The following is a 15,178-nucleotide window of genomic DNA, read 5'->3' on the forward strand; positions in this document are numbered from 1 at the left end:
ACTCCATTACTCTGGTACTTGTCCTAGCAGGAAGTAGCCGATAGCAGAGAAGCTTACTGCCATGATAATGATAATGAAAATAGCCTTAGTAGAGTTCATTCCTTTCTTGCCCAAAAGCCAGAAGATAAAGCCTGTAAAGACTGCTGGAATCAAACGTGGGAAGATCAGATTCATCATATCTTGGAAATCAATCGCTTTTTTACCGATGTTCCATACCCAAGATACTTCAAAGTTGATCATAGTAGCAATCAAACCACCAACCATGAAGATCCCCAGTACAGAAGCCGCTTCAACAAGAGCTGTCAAAGTGCTTTGCATGTTGGTGATGAGATTGACACCTTCTTTGTAGGCGAATTCTAACTGTTTCCAACGGAAAATGTCATAAGCAACTGCTACAGCAATCCAAAGGAAAATTCCCCAAGGTTGGCCTGCGATAGCCATGGTAGCAGCGATAGATCCCATGATAGCTGGCACAAGAGAGCCAAAGATAGAGTCTCCAAGAGGAGCGAACGGTCCCATAAGACCTGTCTTGATACCATTGACCGCATCTTTTGATTTAACCCCATCTTTTTCTTCCATAGCTAGGTCAAAACCTGCAATAATAGTATGGAAGAAAGGTGAAGTATTGAAGAATTGCGTATGCAATTTCATCATTTCTTTCAATTCAGGAGTGCCGTCTCCGTACATTTTGCGCAGCTGAGGCAGGAGCATGTAGAGATAGCCAGAACCTTGCATCCGCTCGTAGTTCCAGCCTAATTGGAAAGTGAACAAGCTGCGTTTATTGATTTGTTTAAAATCTTCTTTGGTTAATTTATAATTAGAGTTCGTCATCTTCAATTTCCTCACTTTCTGAGTTTGTGCTAGCAGCTGGAGCAGCAACTACTGTTCTTTGGCTATATTTGAAATGCTGTACGGCAAGGAAGATACCAAAGATAGCTACACCAATCATAGACAAGCCTTTGAAATTGTTGGCAAATGTAATCGCAGCATCTTTTGGAAGAGTTCCAACAATGCTAGATACAGCCCCACCCAAAGTTTGAATGTTTGAGTAAAGCACAGTCAGCATAGCCGTCAAGCCAAAACCAAGAGCTAAGTAGTGAAGATTGCGTTTAACTGGAAGGTAACGAAGCAAGATAGCAAATCCAAGTCCTGGTAACATACGACCAGCCAGTGTCAATCCTGCAGCCAGCCATTTCACACCAGCAACACCATCTACTATCGCTTGTACAAATGCTCCACCAAATGCCAGAGCCAGAAAGACTGGGAGGGCACGAGACAGAGCCCAAGGAAGTGCACCTAAGAGATAGTTGCGTTCAATACCTTTATAGTCGAAGCGTTCAACTGCTGCATCCACACGGTGCGCAAAGTAAGTCGTTGTCATACGGCCCAAGATATCAAAGTAAGTTAGCAAAGTTGCTACCGGTACTGCGATTGTCGCAATAGCCAACTCTGGCTTAATGCCTTGTGCTACGGAGAAGGCTGTCGCCAAAACGGCACCTGATGTCGCATCAATACGAGAAGCCCCACCAAATGTCCCTACACCAAGAACGAACAATTGCAGGCTACCACCGATAAACAAACCGGTCGTCAAATCACCCATAATCAAACCAGTAATGAATCCGGCAAATACAGGGGATCCTGCTGACGAAACGATGGTCAACTCATCACAGATTTGATAAGCTGAGTACAAAGTGAGTAGTAAAATTTGCCACCATTGTATCATAACAATGTCCTCCTAAAATTTTGTCTTATTTTAATAACTTCATGAAATCCTCAACCGGATCGTTGGGAACCATTTGCGCTGTCAATTTGACTCCTTTTTCGTGCAGCTTGTGAAAGGCTTCAACATCTGCATCTACCACGTTGATAGAGCGGGTAATGGAGCGAGTTTCGTCTGACTGAGACATATTGCCGACGTTCAGCGTTTCCAGTGGAACACCAGCTTCGACCAACCGCAGGAAGCGGTCTGGCTTGCGAGCGACAATCAAGAGTCGCTGTGAATCATACTTGCCGGCCAAGATATTTTCTGCTGCCTTAGCAATCGGCAAGACACTGAGTTTCACACCAGCTGGCGTTGCGAGCTTGAGCCCGCTCTTTTCGATAGCATTTTCAGCCACCTCATCGTCAATCACCATAATGCGTGAAATGTTAAGCTTTGTAGTCCAAAGATTGGCTACCTGTCCATGGATCAAACGTCCATCGATACGTGCACCTACTATTGTCATAGATTTTCCCCCTTTATTGTTTTAAATGTAGGTTGGTTAACTAAGTGAATGGTTTCGTTGTAGATCCCTTCTGTCTCAAAGATAATGATGCGATTGTTGCCTTCTCTGAGCAGGCTATGCGGAATATAAAGCGATAAGGTCGGTCCGACATTCCAGAAGCGGCCAATGTTGACACCGTTGACAAAGACGACGCCCTTGCCAAAGTCGGACAGATCCAGATAAGTATCTTTAAGCGCTTTCGTTTTAAAATCAAAAGCGTAGAAAGCTGGTTGCTTTTCCTGCCACCCTTTTGAAAAGTCAATCTTTTCTGGATGGTCCAGTGGCAGTGGATAATGCTGCCAGTCAAGCAGGAAGTGCAGATCCTTGCAGACACCGGTACGAATGCCCTTCTGCTGGGTATCTGCCAAGAGTTTGTGCCCATAATTGACCCGGCCCATATTTTCCATCAGAATGTCAAGCTGGTGCTCTGCCTTTTTCTGACCGTCCACCATAATATCCTGACCGATTTCTGTCTGGTACTGGGTTGCAATGTGCTGACCGTCCACATAGAGCTGCATACGGTCACGGCCGTCAATGACACGGAGCCTTTCCTGATCAGCATCCCAACTAGCCCAAGTCCGATAGAGCAGGTAGCCGACATTTTGCCCCAGCTCCTCCATCTTCATCGGATAGAGACTTTCGATAGGCTCTGCCAAGTCAGGCAGGGTCTCAAAGAGACTGACTTTCTGACTGAGCGGAATATTCCTAAGCTCAAAAGACTCTTTCACCAGCGGCTCCATCTGTGGATACTCTGGATAATTCTCTTTCAGCATCCTCTGGACTGCATAGTACTTGTCCGTCGGATTGCCACGCTCATCGAGTAGAGCATCATAGTCATAGGAAGTTACCTGTGGCAGGTCAATGACACCTCTAGCCGAACAGCCGTTCATGAAGCCAAAGTTGGTACCGCCATGAAACATATAGAGATTGATTGAGCCCTGCTGGAGCACTTCGTGAACAGCTTGAGCCAGTTCGTCTGGATCTCGCTTGATGACAGGCTCTTTCCAGCGATTGAACCAGCCATCCCAGAACTCCATACACATGAGCGGCCACTTTTTCCCATACTCGTCAAAGAATTCCTGCATCTGGGCAAAATTGTAATCTGCCTTGGAGCCGAAATTTCCTGTCACAAAGACATCATCATCAATCAGTGTACCCGCTTGAAGCGTAGCCCGCCAAGGTCCGTCTGAAGTAAAGAGCGGACAGGTTACACCTCGTTCTTCCATGAGCTGTCTGATTGCTCTCAGATAGGCCTTGTCTTCCCCATAAGAACCGTACTCATTTTCCACCTGCATCATGAGGATATTTCCCCCATTGTCCAGCAGCCTTGGAGTCAGTCGCGGCAGCAGCTCGTCATAATAGCTGGCTACAGCCTGCAGAAAGGCCTCGTCTGATGAGCGGATGCGCATATTTTCATTGAGCAGCCAGGCCGGCAGACCACCGAACTCCCATTCCGCGCAGATAAAAGGCGAAGGGCGGATAATGGCATAAAGTCCCAAATCCTGAGCTGTCTGTAAAAATGCCTCAATATCTAAAATCCCTTGGAAGTCAAAAACACCTTTTTGAGGTTCGTGCATATTCCAAGGAAGATAGGTCTCCACTGTATTAAAGCCCAGAGCTTTGAGATTATAAAGGGAATGATACCAATCCTCAGGCTGTACCCGAAAATAGTGAATGGCTCCCGATAAAATCTTAAACTCCCGGTCATCCAAACAGAAGGAATGACCAATTTTGAATCTTGCCATCTGATGTTCCCCCAGTTATAAAACCGCTTTCATCTCTTATTAATATTAATATAATAAATCTTTGCATAAATGTCAACATTTTTTTTTAAAATATGTTAAAATCTTAAGTAAGAGAAGTAAAAAAAAGAGAGGTGAACAAAATGGCTATTCCAAAATACCAACAAATCAAAGATGAGCTCAAGCAGCAAATCATTTCTGGCAAATTTGAAAATGGCGATAAGTTTTACACAGAGGCTGAGCTGATTCAGATGTTTAATGTCAGCTCCATTACTGTTGTCCGCGCTTTGAATGAACTGGCCAATGATGGTTACATCATCCGCCAGCAAGGCAAGGGGACCTTCGTTTCACGTGCAAGAAAGCACAAACTGGTGGAATTTTCTGACGTTGAGACCTTCCCTATCCAAAAAGATAAGGTGACTGTTCTCTCCATCAAGCGTGGGAATGACCTGAAAATCTTGGATAAGCTAGAACTAGCACCAACGCAGTTCTACTATAAGATTGATCGGATCAGACGGACTGGCGATAAAGTCTATATCTATCACCAAACCTATATCCCTGAGCAGTACATCAATCCTAACTATCCAGATATGGACTACTACAGCTCTATCTACAACCGCTTCAAAACTGACTACCACATTCACATGAATGATGAGCATTTTGAAGAGACCAATGAAATTGTCTTCCCAACACCAAAAGATGTTGCGAAAGTACTGGAAGTTGATACCAACTTCCCGACCGTTCATCAGGTGAAGATTACCCAGCTGGAAAGCACTGGACAAATCTTAGAGTACAGCGAAACTTACAAACGCGGTGACTTCTTCAAGATCAAGTTCATTTCCTGTAATCGGGATCACTAAGATTGAAAACGATGGCTTCTAATCGGCTGTCGTTTTTTGTTTCATCTTGTGTACTTATATCTATTATAAGTCTATCTATACCAATTTGCAATTCATTCTAAAAATTTTTGTTCATTAAAAAGTGAATTGTGTCAAAAATTAACCACATATTATGTATTTGTCCTATTTTTAATCGATTTAAAGAAGAAAAAATAAGAAACACAGGCTGTTTTCCTGAAGATTGGTATAATTATAAAGCAAAAAAGCTGGAGTTGAATCCCAGCTTTTTGATATAAAATGTTCCTTATTTTGCAAATGAAGTCGTTTATTAAGTCTCTAGAAAACCTGCTATTTCTTTATTTCCATTTCACGGACCTGAAGCAAAACATTAGGCAAATCTGCCCCAGCCTGAAGAAGGGCAGCAGCCGTATAAGCGCCTTCTACTAAGGGAACATTATTGATAATGATTTCCTTGTCAGAAAAGTCTGCGACCATTTCTAGATTCATCCGAGCCGAGCCCAGATCGAAAAAGGCCAAAATAATGTCCTTGTCATTGGCATCTAAAGCTGCCTGAATCCCTTCAAAGCTGGTCCCGATGCTGCCGTCTTCTAGCCCGCCTACATAGCTGATGGCCACATCTGCCGCCACCTGCGAAATGATGTCAAACAAACCTTGGGCCAGGTTTTGGGAATGAGAAACGATAAGAATGCCAGTATCTGCCATCAGCCTGCCTCCGTTTCTAAAAGAGCCTCAAAGAGGAGACCAGATGAAGCCGAACCGGGATCGATATGACCGATAGAGCGCTCCCCGACATAGGAAGCCCGCCCCTTAGTCGCCTTCAAATCCTTGGTCGCTTCCACTAAGGAGCTAATTTTTTCATGCGTCAAGTCTCCAGACTGCAGAGAAACAGGAATCCTCGACCAGACATCCACCATGGTCTTCTCGCCTGGCACAGCCTTGCCCCGCTTCTGAATCATGTCCAGACCAGCTTGGATGACTTCTGACAAGTCTTTGCCGTCTTTTTCAGCCTTGGCCATGCCCATGAAGGCCGAGCCATAAAGAGGGCCTGAAGCACCGCCGACCTTGCTAATCAGCTGCATGGAAACAGCCTGAAAAACCTCAGCCGCACTGGCAAAGTCCTTAGCAGCTAGACTCTCTACTGCTGCTGCCATTCCCCTAGCCATATTGGCGCCATGATCGCCATCACCGATGGGTGTATCGAGATCAGATAGATAAGCTTTTTGGTCCTGGATCTTATCGTTGAACAACTGCATCCATTTTTTTGCTCTTGCTGCGTCCATAAGTACCTCCTTACCAAGCGGCTGTCGTGACAGGACTGTTGAGAGCTGTCAGCCAGTCTGGCTGTTCCAGCTGGATAAAGGTCAGAGAAATCCCCGCCATATCAATGGAGGTCATGTAATTACCCAGCTTTTTATAGACAACTTCGACTCCAGCTTCTGCCAGAAGATTTGCTACATCGGCCGCAAAGACATACTGCTCCATGAGTGGTGTTGCACCCATACCATTGATGAGGATGCCGATTTTCTTGCCAGATTTGAGCTCAACAGACTGACTTAGCTTTTCGACTAATTCTTTAGCTAAGTCCTTAGACGGCTGCATCTTTTCCTTGCGATAGCCTGGCTCACCATGGATGCCAATGCCGAACTCTATCTCATCATCAGCCAAAACAAAACCAGGCTTGCCGACTTCCGGAACGGTTGCCCCGCTCAGAGCCAAGCCAACTGTGTGAATATTTTTGACTAGCTCATCAGCCAGAGCCTTGATTTCAGTCAGAGATTTGCCTGCACGCGCCGCATCCCCTAGAATCTTATGGACAAGGATGGTGCCAGCCACTCCACGGCGGCCTTGAGTATAGAGGCTGTCTTCCACTGCGATATCGTCATCTACGATGACACTAGCCACCTCAATCCCTTCCATCTCAGCCATTTCCTGAGCCATTTCAAAGTTCATGATGTCACCGGAGTAATTCTTGATTACCATGAAGACCCCAGCTCCCTCATCTGCTTCCTTGATAGCCTGCAAGACCTGATCAGGTGTTGGTGAAGTAAAGACTGCTCCGCAGATAGCGGCCGACAGCATGCCCTCACCGACAAAGCCAGCGTGGGAAGGCTCATGGCCACTGCCACCACCAGAAATCAGGCCAACCTTGCCTGTCTTCTCACTCTTGCGGGCAATGATATCAAAGCCCTCCACCCGATAAACCAAATCACTGTGAATATAGGCCAAGCCATCCAGCATCTCGTCCACAACCGCCGTTGGATCGTTGATAATTTTCTTCATAGATGTCCTCCGTTTCTCTGCGCTTCTCTATAATGAGCAATTTGCTCTAAAAAGAAAGCGCTATCATTTTGATATCATTTTAACATTTTATCTTACCGAAAGCAAATTCTGCCACATCTTAGACTAGAAGAAAACATCAAATTAGTTGACAAGAAAAAGTAGACAGTGTATACTAAAGATAGATAAGTAGACAGTGTATACTTTTCGGAGGAGATACATGAAACGCAATACTGCCCAGCTGAAAGAACAGCTCATCCAAACAGGGATTGACGAAATCGGAAAACATGGAATTGAACAGCTTTCGCTCAGGACTGTTGCCAAGGCCTGCGGTGTGACTCACGGCAGCCCTTACCGCCATTTTGAGAGCAAGGAAGGCTACCTTAAGGTCGTTTTGACCCAGCTTTCGCTGTTTCTCAATCAGGAAATCAATGAAAAGATTGATGCGACAGGTTCTGCGCGTGATCAGCTGACCCAGCTTGGTCTTAATTTTATTATTTTTGCCAAGACCTACCCTCATTTTTTCGAAGCTCTTTTTATCAAATTTCCTTTTAAATATATGAAGGTGACTCGGGACACCATTCTCTTGGAGTCTGACCTGCCTGGATTTGATAAATTTAAGGAGCTTGTTTTAAAGCTTCGCAAGGAGGAAAATTTTAGCAATAGCGAAGCGGAAAGCCTTTTTCACTTTTGGAGCTTTATCACGGGTCTAGCCGTTCTGGCCAACAGTCCTATCGGGCAAGACCTTGATCCTCAAGCTATCCAAAGCACGATTGAACACATGCTTGACATTTATATCAAAGGAGAACGATCATGAAAACCTTGATTATTTACACCCACCCCAGCCCAACTGGCTTCAATGCTGCTATTCTCAAAGAAGTTCAAAGCAACCTTTCTAAGAAGCATGAGGTGAAAACCTTGGACTTGTATGCTGAAAATTTTGATCCGATCTTGCGCTTTGACCAAGAACATAGACGCCGTGACCTGCACAAAGACCCTGAAATGGCCAAATACCGGGATTTGATTACTTGGGCAGACCATCTGATTTTCATTTTCCCTATCTGGTGGAGCGGTATGCCGGCCATTCTCAAAGGCTTTATCGACCGCGTCTTTGCTGCTGACTTTGCCTATTCTTATAAGAAAGTAGGCATGCAAGGCCACCTGCAAGGCAAGTCCGGATGTATTATCGCCAGCCATAATACACCAGCCTTTGCCCTGCCTTTTGTCCAAGACTATGGCAAGGTACTGAAGAATCAAGTTCTGAAACTGTGCGGAATTACCCCAGTCAAACTGACCGAGCTCAACGGAGTAGAACGCAAGACGGACCAACAACGCCAAGAAATGCTGCAGAAAATCGGGCAAATGGCCAGTCAGATTTAAGACAAAGAAAACGAGAGTGGGAAAGAACTTCAAACAAGTTAAAAAAGCTCGTCTTCCCACCCCCGCACAGTTGATTAGGTCATCTTTGGAGCTTAAAAAGCGAAGGAAGATGCCAATCAACCACTGCGTCATCTATTTTTTCTAATTTAGATTCAAAAGCCTGGACTTTTTGCCCAGGCTCGTTTTTATGTTTATTCCAAACCCACGCGCTTGAAGATTTCATCCACGCGCTTGGTGTAATAAGTTGGATTGAAGATTTCATCAATCTCTTCCTGAGTCAGGCGGGAAGTGACTTCTGGATCTGCTTCGAGCAGAGGCTTGAAGTCTACTTGATTATCCCAAGACTGGGCAGTCTTTGGCTGCACCAAGTCATAGGCTTGCTCACGGGTCATGCCTTTCTCAATCAAGGTCAACATAGCCCGCTGGCTGAAGATAAGACCAAAGGTTGAGTTCATGTTGCGCTTCATGTTTTCTGGGAAGACGGTCAAGTTCTTGACGATATTACCGAAGCGGTTGAGCATATAGTCGATGAGAATGGTCGTGTCCGGTGCGATAATCCGCTCAGCTGATGAGTGGGAAATATCGCGCTCATGCCAGAGAGAGACATTCTCAAAGGCTGTCACCATGTGACCACGAATGACACGCGCCAGACCAGTCATATTTTCAGAGCCGATAGGGTTGCGCTTGTGAGGCATGGCAGATGAACCCTTTTGACCCTTGGCAAAGAACTCTTCCACCTCGCGCTGCTCAGACTTTTGCAGACCGCGGATCTCGGTCGCCATGCGCTCAATAGACGTCGCAATCAAGGCCAAAGCAGAGAAGTATTCAGCGTGGAGGTCACGCGGCAAGACTTGGGTCGAAATCTCCTGCGGACGGATGCCTAATTTCTCACAGACATAGCTTTCCACAAATGGCGGAATGTTGGCAAAGTTCCCAACCGCACCAGAAATTTTCCCAGCTTCCACACCCGCAGTTGCAATCTCGAAACGCTCGATGTTGCGCTTCATTTCGCTGTACCAAGTCGCGAGCTTAAGACCGAAAGTCGTCGGCTCCGCATGCACTCCGTGGGTCCGTCCCATCATGATGGTGAACTTGTGCTCCCGCGCCCGCTCTGCAATGATGTCGGTAAAGCGACGCAGGTCCTCACGAATAATGTCATTGGCCTGCTTGTAGAGGTAGCCGTAGGCCGTATCCACCACATCGGTCGAGGTCAGGCCATAGTGCACCCACTTGCGCTCCTCACCCAGCGTCTCAGAAACTGCCCGAGTAAAGGCAACCACATCGTGGCGCGTCTCCTGCTCAATCTCCAAAATGCGGTCAATGTCAAAGCCTGCCTTCTCACGAATCAAGGCCACATCTTCCTTGGGAATCTCACCCAACTCAGCCCAGGCCTCATCAGCCAGAATCTCTACCTCCAGCCAAGCCTTGTACTTATTTTCCTCATTCCAAATGTTCGCCATTTCAGGGCGAGAGTAACGGTTGATCATGATTTTTCTCCTTGATTCTATCATTAATAATTTCGACGTATATATTCAGCTTGTTTTATATTTCCAACTTGTTCACATGCTTTAATATACATTAATCTCGATTCTTCGCTTATATACATTATATTTTCCTCAAAGTAAACTATAGCATCATCAAATTGCTCTAATTTAAATAATACTTTTGCGTATATTTCATATAACTCTGGCAAAAGAATATTTTGTTCTTCTAATTTAAGTATATCGAAGAGGCTTTCTTTTAAAGATTCCAAAGATACCGCATCATCTAAAGTTGTTTCATCAAAAGTTAGTAAAAAAATATTTCCTTCTACAAAGTGACGATAGTTTTTAAACTCTCTTTTTATATAAATATCTGATAACTTTAGCACTTCTTGGTAGATACCCAATTTAATTCTAATAGCTATTTGTTTTGCCAACTCCAATTCAGACACATCTACTTCATGCAGAATCTCAATATTTATTAGTTCTTTTATTAAAAGTAATTTTTCTATATTTTCATATTCATAGTAATACAATATACTTTTTTCAATAATTATTTCCTTCATTTCTTTTGACAATGCAATAATCCGATCTAATGCAAAGAATAAAGTAATAAATAATACTGGTACTTTTAAAACATCAGAACCAATTTCTAAATTCCCAATTAAAGTAAATCCAAAAAATATAATATAAATAAATATTTTTTTTAATAATTTACTTTCTTTGCCAGCACTTCCATTGTAGATCCACATAATAAATACTACTAATAAAGTTAGAAGTAAAGAAAAACTTGCCCCTCCTCCCGGAAAGAATCTAAATAGACAATAACTCATAGTTATGGAAGAAATAATTAAAAGTATGATGTTCTTTCTATTATTTTTATTTTTTTTACGATTCCTCCGCCAATTATAAAGAATTTCTTCAAGATAATTAAAATATTGCACAACAGTATAATATTTACCATCTCCAATAGGATGAAAAATAATTAAAATACCAAATAAAATAATAATTAACGTTGCTTGAAAATAAACTTCAAAGATTAGGGTATAAATTAGAATTGTTAAGATTATAATAATTACTCTCGACAAAAAATTTTGTTTCTTAAAAATTAACATTGTAACCAACGATAATATCATAGGAAAAAACATTTTAAAAAGTAAGGATAACTTATCAAAAATTATTTCAGAAGATAATATGACAGAATGTACATTCTGAGTTGATGGTACATATTGTAGAAACTCTTTCTTCCCTGAAAATATTGCATCTGTTATAAAGTATAAATTAGCAAATGATACTGCCGTCTGTAAAATAAACGGTTTTAACTGCTGATAAACTACAACTACAAGTATGCATGTAAATATTAAAAAAAGAATTCCGTATAAAATGCTTAAAAAATCTCTTTTTTTCAAATCTTTTTTAGATACATAGTTAATTGATGGTAACAACAAATTATTTATCAATCTAAAATCTAAAGAATTATTTTCCATTCAAAATCTATTCCTTATAATAGTAACTACTCAACTTTTAGGTCAATCTCTTTACTAAAGAAAACAGGACTATTAAGATGAGATATAATAACATCCAAATAAGAACTGTTTCAATCCCCAAACTCAATAACACTATCCGGCGCATCACTAAACAAAGTTACATGCCCTACTCTACGGTTGCGCTTGTCTTCTATGGTCACTTATTTATCGCCCACTCCGCTGCTTTCTGTGCATGGATCACTGTTGTGTCGTAGAGAGGCAGGTCAGTGTCGGATTGCTTGACGAGGAGAACTATCTCGGTACACCCCAAGATAACAGCTTCAGCGCCTGCTTTTTTCAAATCATCTATAATGGTAAGATAAGTCTGCTTTGAGCTTTCTTTGATATCTCCTAGACAGAGCTCGTCATAAATGATCCGATTGACCTCTGTAATACCAGCTTGGTCTGGAATCAGCACTTCTAACCCAGATTCTATTAATTTCTCCTTATAAAAATCTTGAGTCATGGTGTACTTGGTTCCTAGGAGGCCGACTTTTTGAATACCGTCAGCCAACAAGGCCTGCGCAGTTGCCTGCGCAATATGCAAGATTGGAATCGTAATCTTTTCTTGTATCTGCGGAGCAACCTTGTGCATGGTGTTGGTACAAATAACGATGAAATCCGCACCTGCTTGCTCCAAGCGCTGAGCAATATCTGTCAAAAGTTGACCGCTTTTCTCCCAGTTCCCGACTGCCTGATAATGTTCAATCTCTGCAAAATCAACACTGTAAAGCAGAATCTTGGCTGAATGCAAGCCACCCAGCTCTTTTTTGATGGTTTCGTTGATTATTTGGTAGTAAGATGTGGTACTTTCCCAACTCATACCGCCAATCAGACCGATAGTTTTCATAGGCTAATTAAATTCCTCCTTGCTTATCGCCACCGACGGATAGTGTGGCAAGCTACTTAGAGCTGTATCCAAAGGCAAATCATAGATAGCCAGATAATTGTCTGGATATTGAATCTTTAATTCCTGATATTTGGCTTTTACTTTTTCATGGTCGGCGCTGGCAAAGAGCACTTCCACAACAGCAGTTTCTTTGCCTTCTTCCACAAAAGCATTGACGATGATTTGAATCATAAACCTACCTCTGATAGTCTTCAACCGTTTTTGTTGTATACATTATATCCCTGAAATAAAATTTTTTATAATATATTGCAACTTATTTAAAAAACCAACTATTATTTCATCATTTTCATCAATATAACGACTACTTTTCAAAACAATAATTACAAATCGCCTATCATAAGTAAAAGCTTGAACAGTTAGGTAATACACTAATAACACTAAAATTATCATTAACATTAATTGCCATAACCCCCCAATAAAGCTATTTTGTAAACTACTATTTTCTCCACCTAATAGTTTTGCAAGTTCTTCCTTAGAAACAAGATCTTTTAAAAAGTTAAGATATATCGTACTAGCAAATATTGAAATAGTAGCTAAAATACCACAACTCCAATTTACAAAACTATTTATTTTATTTAAGGAACTTTCTATATCAGAGACTAGTAACTCTATATATTTGGTTTCTAAAAAATTGCCTTTTCTAAAAGTTATCGTTAAATTCTTAAGACTTATTCTCTCAGAAAGAACATTTAATCTATAGAGCATTCCCATAATAAGCAATAAAATAAAAATTATAATAGAATCGCTAGTATTTTGTGAATACCTAACAGAGAAAACCAACAATAAAATTCCATAGAGCAACATATACTTTAATGCTTTGTTCATAAGAGAATCAACCAAACTTATTTGGCTTCTTAATAACTTTTTTATCTCAAAATATTCTAGTGGCATTTCACTTCACCTAAAAAATCAATCCCTTTCCAGCAGTAGTTGACTGACTTCTCTTGCTGACTTTATCAGATACGACAAGCCTAGTCAACTTTGCAGGGGTAAGACGACGGACCTTATAACTGGGGTCCTGTCTTACTCCCCAAACTCCTCCACCTCGTCCGGCACACTACTAAACAAGGTCACATGCCCCATTTTACGGTTGTGCTTCGCTTCTATTTTACCATACAGGTGGAGGTGGGCGCTTGGATTTTCTGTGACATATTTTTCAGCGGCCTCGACGTGCTGGCCGAGAACATTGAGCATAACGGCAGACGCATGCAGTTTAATAGTTGGCAATGGTGCTCCAAGAACGCCTAAAATATGGGTGTCAAACTGCGAGAAATCGCAGGCTTCGATAGAGTAGTGGCCAGAGTTGTGTGGCCGTGGGGCAATCTCATTGACGATGATGTCATCAGCTGTCGCAAACATTTCCACGCAGAGAGTACCAGAGAGGTTCAATTGTTCTGCTATTCGCACTGCCATGGCTTTGGCTTTATCTGCTAGCCTTTCCGAAATGCGAGCTGGCACGATGGTCTTAGACAGGATATTGTTGCGGTGAATATTTTCCTGAACTGGGAAAACTGTCACATCCTTGCCATTTCCTGACACGATGACAGAAATTTCAAGGTCAAAATTGACGAATTCTTCCAAGACACAAGCTGCTGAATCGGCTAAAGCATGGGCTTCTTCCAAGTCTGCTGCCGAGCGAATAACCTTTTGCCCATGGCCATCGTAGCCACCAGTCGCCGTTTTGAGAACATAGTTTTTCGACAGGTCGATATCCGCCAAGTCTTGGCTAGAAGTCACGACCTTGTAAGGTGCCACGGTGACTTGGGCCTTGTTTGCGAGAAAGTCCTTTTCAAAAATGCGATTTTGAGAAATACGAAGTAGGTCTGTCCCTTGAGGGAGCTGACCATCCTTGATAACGGCATCCAAACCGTCAGCATCGACATTTTCAAACTCATAGGTCAGGACATCGCAACGCTCAGCCAACTGACGAAGGGCATCCACGTCATTATAAGGCGCCACGATAATCTCTGCCACGCGAGAGGCTGGGCAATCCGCCGCTGGATCCAGCGCGATGACCTTGTGCCCCATGTAGATAGCAGAAATGGCCATCATCTGCCCCAGCTGACCACCACCGATAATTCCGATTGTTTTAGATGAGCTCATTACTAGACTCCTCAGCGATTTTTCCTTGTTCCTCTGCAAAATCTGCCAAAGCTGTCGCAATAGCCTGATCCTCTACTGACAGGAGACGGAGGGCAAAGAGGGCCGCATTGGTCGCGCCTGCTTCACCGATAGCCATTGTCGCCACAGGCACGCCACCTGGCATCTGTACGATAGAGTAGAGCGAGTCCACGCCACTAAGAGCACGTGATTTGACTGGTACACCAATGACAGGCAGAGTGGTTTTTGCTGCTACCATACCTGGTAAATGGGCTGCGCCTCCAGCACCTGCAATAATGACCTTGATACCGCGACTGCGGGCTTCTTCCGCATGTTGAAACATGAGATCAGGTGTGCGGTGGGCAGAGACGACTTTTTTTTCGTAGGTAACTCCGAAGCGATCTAGCACTTCGGCGGTTTTTTGCATGGTTGCCCAGTCGGATTTGGAGCCCATGATGATGGAAATAATTGGTTTCATATTAAGATACAAAGGGACGATTCGCTTGTGAAAAATCCCGTAGAAAAATAGGAAAACTAACAACGACGGTTACGTCTAGGCAGTTTTATCTTTTTTCCTAGGGATTTAGTCCCGTGTTCAGTTCCTTTCATTTTTATGTTATAGCATTTTTTGTTATTTG

Annotated in this window: 17 protein-coding genes and 1 pseudogene; 3 read left to right on the forward strand and 15 right to left on the reverse strand. The window is 42.9% G+C overall.

Annotated features, from left to right (window positions below; genetic code table 11):
* Nucleotides 1-6: 6 nt before the first annotated feature.
* The 4 genes from K1I80_RS10065 to K1I80_RS10080 are packed head-to-tail and all read right to left on the reverse strand — an operon-like array spanning nucleotide 7 to nucleotide 4,009.
* Nucleotides 7-831: a PTS system mannose/fructose/sorbose family transporter subunit IID gene (locus tag K1I80_RS10065; RefSeq protein ID WP_002907685.1), complete on the reverse strand. Its 825-nt coding sequence runs from the start codon at nucleotides 829-831 to the stop codon at nucleotides 7-9.
* Nucleotides 818-1,723 (reverse strand): PTS mannose/fructose/sorbose/N-acetylgalactosamine transporter subunit IIC, encoded by a 906-nt coding sequence (locus K1I80_RS10070; RefSeq protein WP_161544014.1) that lies wholly within the window; start codon nucleotides 1,721-1,723, stop codon nucleotides 818-820. Before K1I80_RS10070 ends, K1I80_RS10065 begins: the two co-directional genes overlap by 14 nt.
* A gap of 25 nt (nucleotides 1,724-1,748) precedes the next feature.
* Complete coding sequence (locus tag K1I80_RS10075; protein WP_002898809.1) at nucleotides 1,749-2,225, reverse strand: PTS system mannose/fructose/N-acetylgalactosamine-transporter subunit IIB; 477 nt, start codon at nucleotides 2,223-2,225, stop codon at nucleotides 1,749-1,751.
* A complete protein-coding gene (locus K1I80_RS10080; protein WP_223312008.1) occupies nucleotides 2,222-4,009 on the reverse strand; it encodes a glycoside hydrolase family 35 protein in 1,788 nt (595 codons plus the stop codon). The genes K1I80_RS10075 and K1I80_RS10080 overlap by 4 nt, the downstream gene beginning before the upstream one ends.
* Nucleotides 4,010-4,149: 140 nt before the next feature.
* Here K1I80_RS10080 and K1I80_RS10085 point away from each other — a divergent pair, with 140 nt between their 5' ends.
* Entirely contained in the window at nucleotides 4,150-4,866 is a 717-nt protein-coding gene (locus K1I80_RS10085) for a GntR family transcriptional regulator (protein ID WP_002907683.1), read from the forward strand.
* Between the two features lie 327 nt (nucleotides 4,867-5,193).
* Here K1I80_RS10085 and dhaM read toward each other — a convergent pair whose 3' ends face one another.
* The 3 genes from dhaM to dhaK are packed head-to-tail and all read right to left on the reverse strand — an operon-like array spanning nucleotide 5,194 to nucleotide 7,146.
* On the reverse strand, nucleotides 5,194-5,568 hold the full coding sequence (gene dhaM, locus K1I80_RS10090; protein ID WP_125445489.1) for a dihydroxyacetone kinase phosphoryl donor subunit DhaM: 375 nt from the start codon (nucleotides 5,566-5,568) through the stop codon (nucleotides 5,194-5,196).
* On the reverse strand, nucleotides 5,568-6,146 hold the full coding sequence (gene dhaL, locus K1I80_RS10095) for a dihydroxyacetone kinase subunit DhaL (RefSeq protein WP_125434084.1): 579 nt from the start codon (nucleotides 6,144-6,146) through the stop codon (nucleotides 5,568-5,570). The genes dhaM and dhaL overlap by 1 nt, the downstream gene beginning before the upstream one ends.
* Nucleotides 6,147-6,156: 10 nt before the next feature.
* Nucleotides 6,157-7,146: a dihydroxyacetone kinase subunit DhaK gene (gene dhaK, locus K1I80_RS10100; RefSeq protein ID WP_125434085.1), complete on the reverse strand. Its 990-nt coding sequence runs from the start codon at nucleotides 7,144-7,146 to the stop codon at nucleotides 6,157-6,159.
* 217 nt (nucleotides 7,147-7,363) lie between these two features.
* On the opposite strand from dhaK, the gene K1I80_RS10105 reads away from it, so the two are divergent.
* Nucleotides 7,364-7,960 (forward strand): TetR/AcrR family transcriptional regulator, encoded by a 597-nt coding sequence (locus K1I80_RS10105; protein ID WP_125434086.1) that lies wholly within the window; start codon nucleotides 7,364-7,366, stop codon nucleotides 7,958-7,960.
* Nucleotides 7,957-8,523: an NAD(P)H-dependent oxidoreductase gene (locus K1I80_RS10110; protein ID WP_125434087.1), complete on the forward strand. Its 567-nt coding sequence runs from the start codon at nucleotides 7,957-7,959 to the stop codon at nucleotides 8,521-8,523. The genes K1I80_RS10105 and K1I80_RS10110 overlap by 4 nt, the downstream gene beginning before the upstream one ends.
* A 191-nt stretch (nucleotides 8,524-8,714) precedes the next feature.
* On the opposite strand, the gene purB is transcribed toward K1I80_RS10110, so the two are convergent.
* From purB to purE, 8 genes and pseudogenes are all read right to left on the reverse strand, one after another.
* Nucleotides 8,715-10,010: an adenylosuccinate lyase gene (gene purB, locus K1I80_RS10115; protein ID WP_125445488.1), complete on the reverse strand. Its 1,296-nt coding sequence runs from the start codon at nucleotides 10,008-10,010 to the stop codon at nucleotides 8,715-8,717.
* 23 nt (nucleotides 10,011-10,033) lie between these two features.
* A complete protein-coding gene (locus K1I80_RS10120; RefSeq protein ID WP_125445487.1) occupies nucleotides 10,034-11,491 on the reverse strand; it encodes a hypothetical protein in 1,458 nt (485 codons plus the stop codon).
* A 110-nt stretch (nucleotides 11,492-11,601) separates the two neighbouring features.
* A pseudogene (locus tag K1I80_RS12110) lies at nucleotides 11,602-11,685 on the reverse strand (phosphoribosylaminoimidazole carboxylase); the annotation flags it as partial.
* Between the two features lie 2 nt (nucleotides 11,686-11,687).
* Nucleotides 11,688-12,380: an aspartate/glutamate racemase family protein gene (locus K1I80_RS10125; RefSeq protein WP_125435441.1), complete on the reverse strand. Its 693-nt coding sequence runs from the start codon at nucleotides 12,378-12,380 to the stop codon at nucleotides 11,688-11,690.
* A gap of 3 nt (nucleotides 12,381-12,383) precedes the next feature.
* Nucleotides 12,384-12,611, reverse strand: a complete 228-nt coding sequence (locus K1I80_RS10130; RefSeq protein WP_125435439.1) for a phosphoribosylaminoimidazole carboxylase — start codon at nucleotides 12,609-12,611, stop codon at nucleotides 12,384-12,386.
* A 42-nt stretch (nucleotides 12,612-12,653) separates the two neighbouring features.
* On the reverse strand, nucleotides 12,654-13,331 hold the full coding sequence (locus K1I80_RS10135) for a hypothetical protein (protein WP_125435437.1): 678 nt from the start codon (nucleotides 13,329-13,331) through the stop codon (nucleotides 12,654-12,656).
* 132 nt (nucleotides 13,332-13,463) lie between these two features.
* Nucleotides 13,464-14,543, reverse strand: a complete 1,080-nt coding sequence (purK, locus tag K1I80_RS10140; RefSeq protein ID WP_223313728.1) for a 5-(carboxyamino)imidazole ribonucleotide synthase — start codon at nucleotides 14,541-14,543, stop codon at nucleotides 13,464-13,466.
* Nucleotides 14,530-15,018: a 5-(carboxyamino)imidazole ribonucleotide mutase gene (purE, locus tag K1I80_RS10145; protein WP_223313729.1), complete on the reverse strand. Its 489-nt coding sequence runs from the start codon at nucleotides 15,016-15,018 to the stop codon at nucleotides 14,530-14,532. Before purE ends, purK begins: the two co-directional genes overlap by 14 nt.
* Nucleotides 15,019-15,178: the final 160 nt, after the last annotated feature.

This window comes from Streptococcus sanguinis (assembly GCF_019929225.1).
Lineage (GTDB): Bacteria > Bacillota > Bacilli > Lactobacillales > Streptococcaceae > Streptococcus > Streptococcus sanguinis_J.

What these genes read in the sequence shown, in the direction of transcription:
- K1I80_RS10105 (WP_125434086.1), top strand. Translation starts at nt 7,364, where the DNA reads ATGAAACGCAATACTGCCCAGCTGAAAGAACAGCTCATCCAAACAGGG.
- purE (WP_223313729.1), bottom strand. Translation starts at nt 15,018, where the DNA reads ATGAAACCAATTATTTCCATCATCATGGGCTCCAAATCCGACTGGGCA.
- dhaK (WP_125434085.1), bottom strand. Translation starts at nt 7,146, where the DNA reads ATGAAGAAAATTATCAACGATCCAACGGCGGTTGTGGACGAGATGCTG.
- K1I80_RS10125 (WP_125435441.1), bottom strand. Translation starts at nt 12,380, where the DNA reads ATGAAAACTATCGGTCTGATTGGCGGTATGAGTTGGGAAAGTACCACA.
- purB (WP_125445488.1), bottom strand. Translation starts at nt 10,010, where the DNA reads ATGATCAACCGTTACTCTCGCCCTGAAATGGCGAACATTTGGAATGAG.
- dhaL (WP_125434084.1), bottom strand. Translation starts at nt 6,146, where the DNA reads ATGGACGCAGCAAGAGCAAAAAAATGGATGCAGTTGTTCAACGATAAG.
- K1I80_RS10070 (WP_161544014.1), bottom strand. Translation starts at nt 1,723, where the DNA reads ATGATACAATGGTGGCAAATTTTACTACTCACTTTGTACTCAGCTTAT.
- purK (WP_223313728.1), bottom strand. Translation starts at nt 14,543, where the DNA reads ATGAGCTCATCTAAAACAATCGGAATTATCGGTGGTGGTCAGCTGGGG.
- K1I80_RS10080 (WP_223312008.1), bottom strand. Translation starts at nt 4,009, where the DNA reads ATGGCAAGATTCAAAATTGGTCATTCCTTCTGTTTGGATGACCGGGAG.
- K1I80_RS10135 (WP_125435437.1), bottom strand. Translation starts at nt 13,331, where the DNA reads ATGCCACTAGAATATTTTGAGATAAAAAAGTTATTAAGAAGCCAAATA.
- K1I80_RS10065 (WP_002907685.1), bottom strand. Translation starts at nt 831, where the DNA reads ATGACGAACTCTAATTATAAATTAACCAAAGAAGATTTTAAACAAATC.
- K1I80_RS10110 (WP_125434087.1), top strand. Translation starts at nt 7,957, where the DNA reads ATGAAAACCTTGATTATTTACACCCACCCCAGCCCAACTGGCTTCAAT.
- K1I80_RS10130 (WP_125435439.1), bottom strand. Translation starts at nt 12,611, where the DNA reads ATGATTCAAATCATCGTCAATGCTTTTGTGGAAGAAGGCAAAGAAACT.
- dhaM (WP_125445489.1), bottom strand. Translation starts at nt 5,568, where the DNA reads ATGGCAGATACTGGCATTCTTATCGTTTCTCATTCCCAAAACCTGGCC.
- K1I80_RS10075 (WP_002898809.1), bottom strand. Translation starts at nt 2,225, where the DNA reads ATGACAATAGTAGGTGCACGTATCGATGGACGTTTGATCCATGGACAG.
- K1I80_RS10120 (WP_125445487.1), bottom strand. Translation starts at nt 11,491, where the DNA reads ATGGAAAATAATTCTTTAGATTTTAGATTGATAAATAATTTGTTGTTA.
- K1I80_RS10085 (WP_002907683.1), top strand. Translation starts at nt 4,150, where the DNA reads ATGGCTATTCCAAAATACCAACAAATCAAAGATGAGCTCAAGCAGCAA.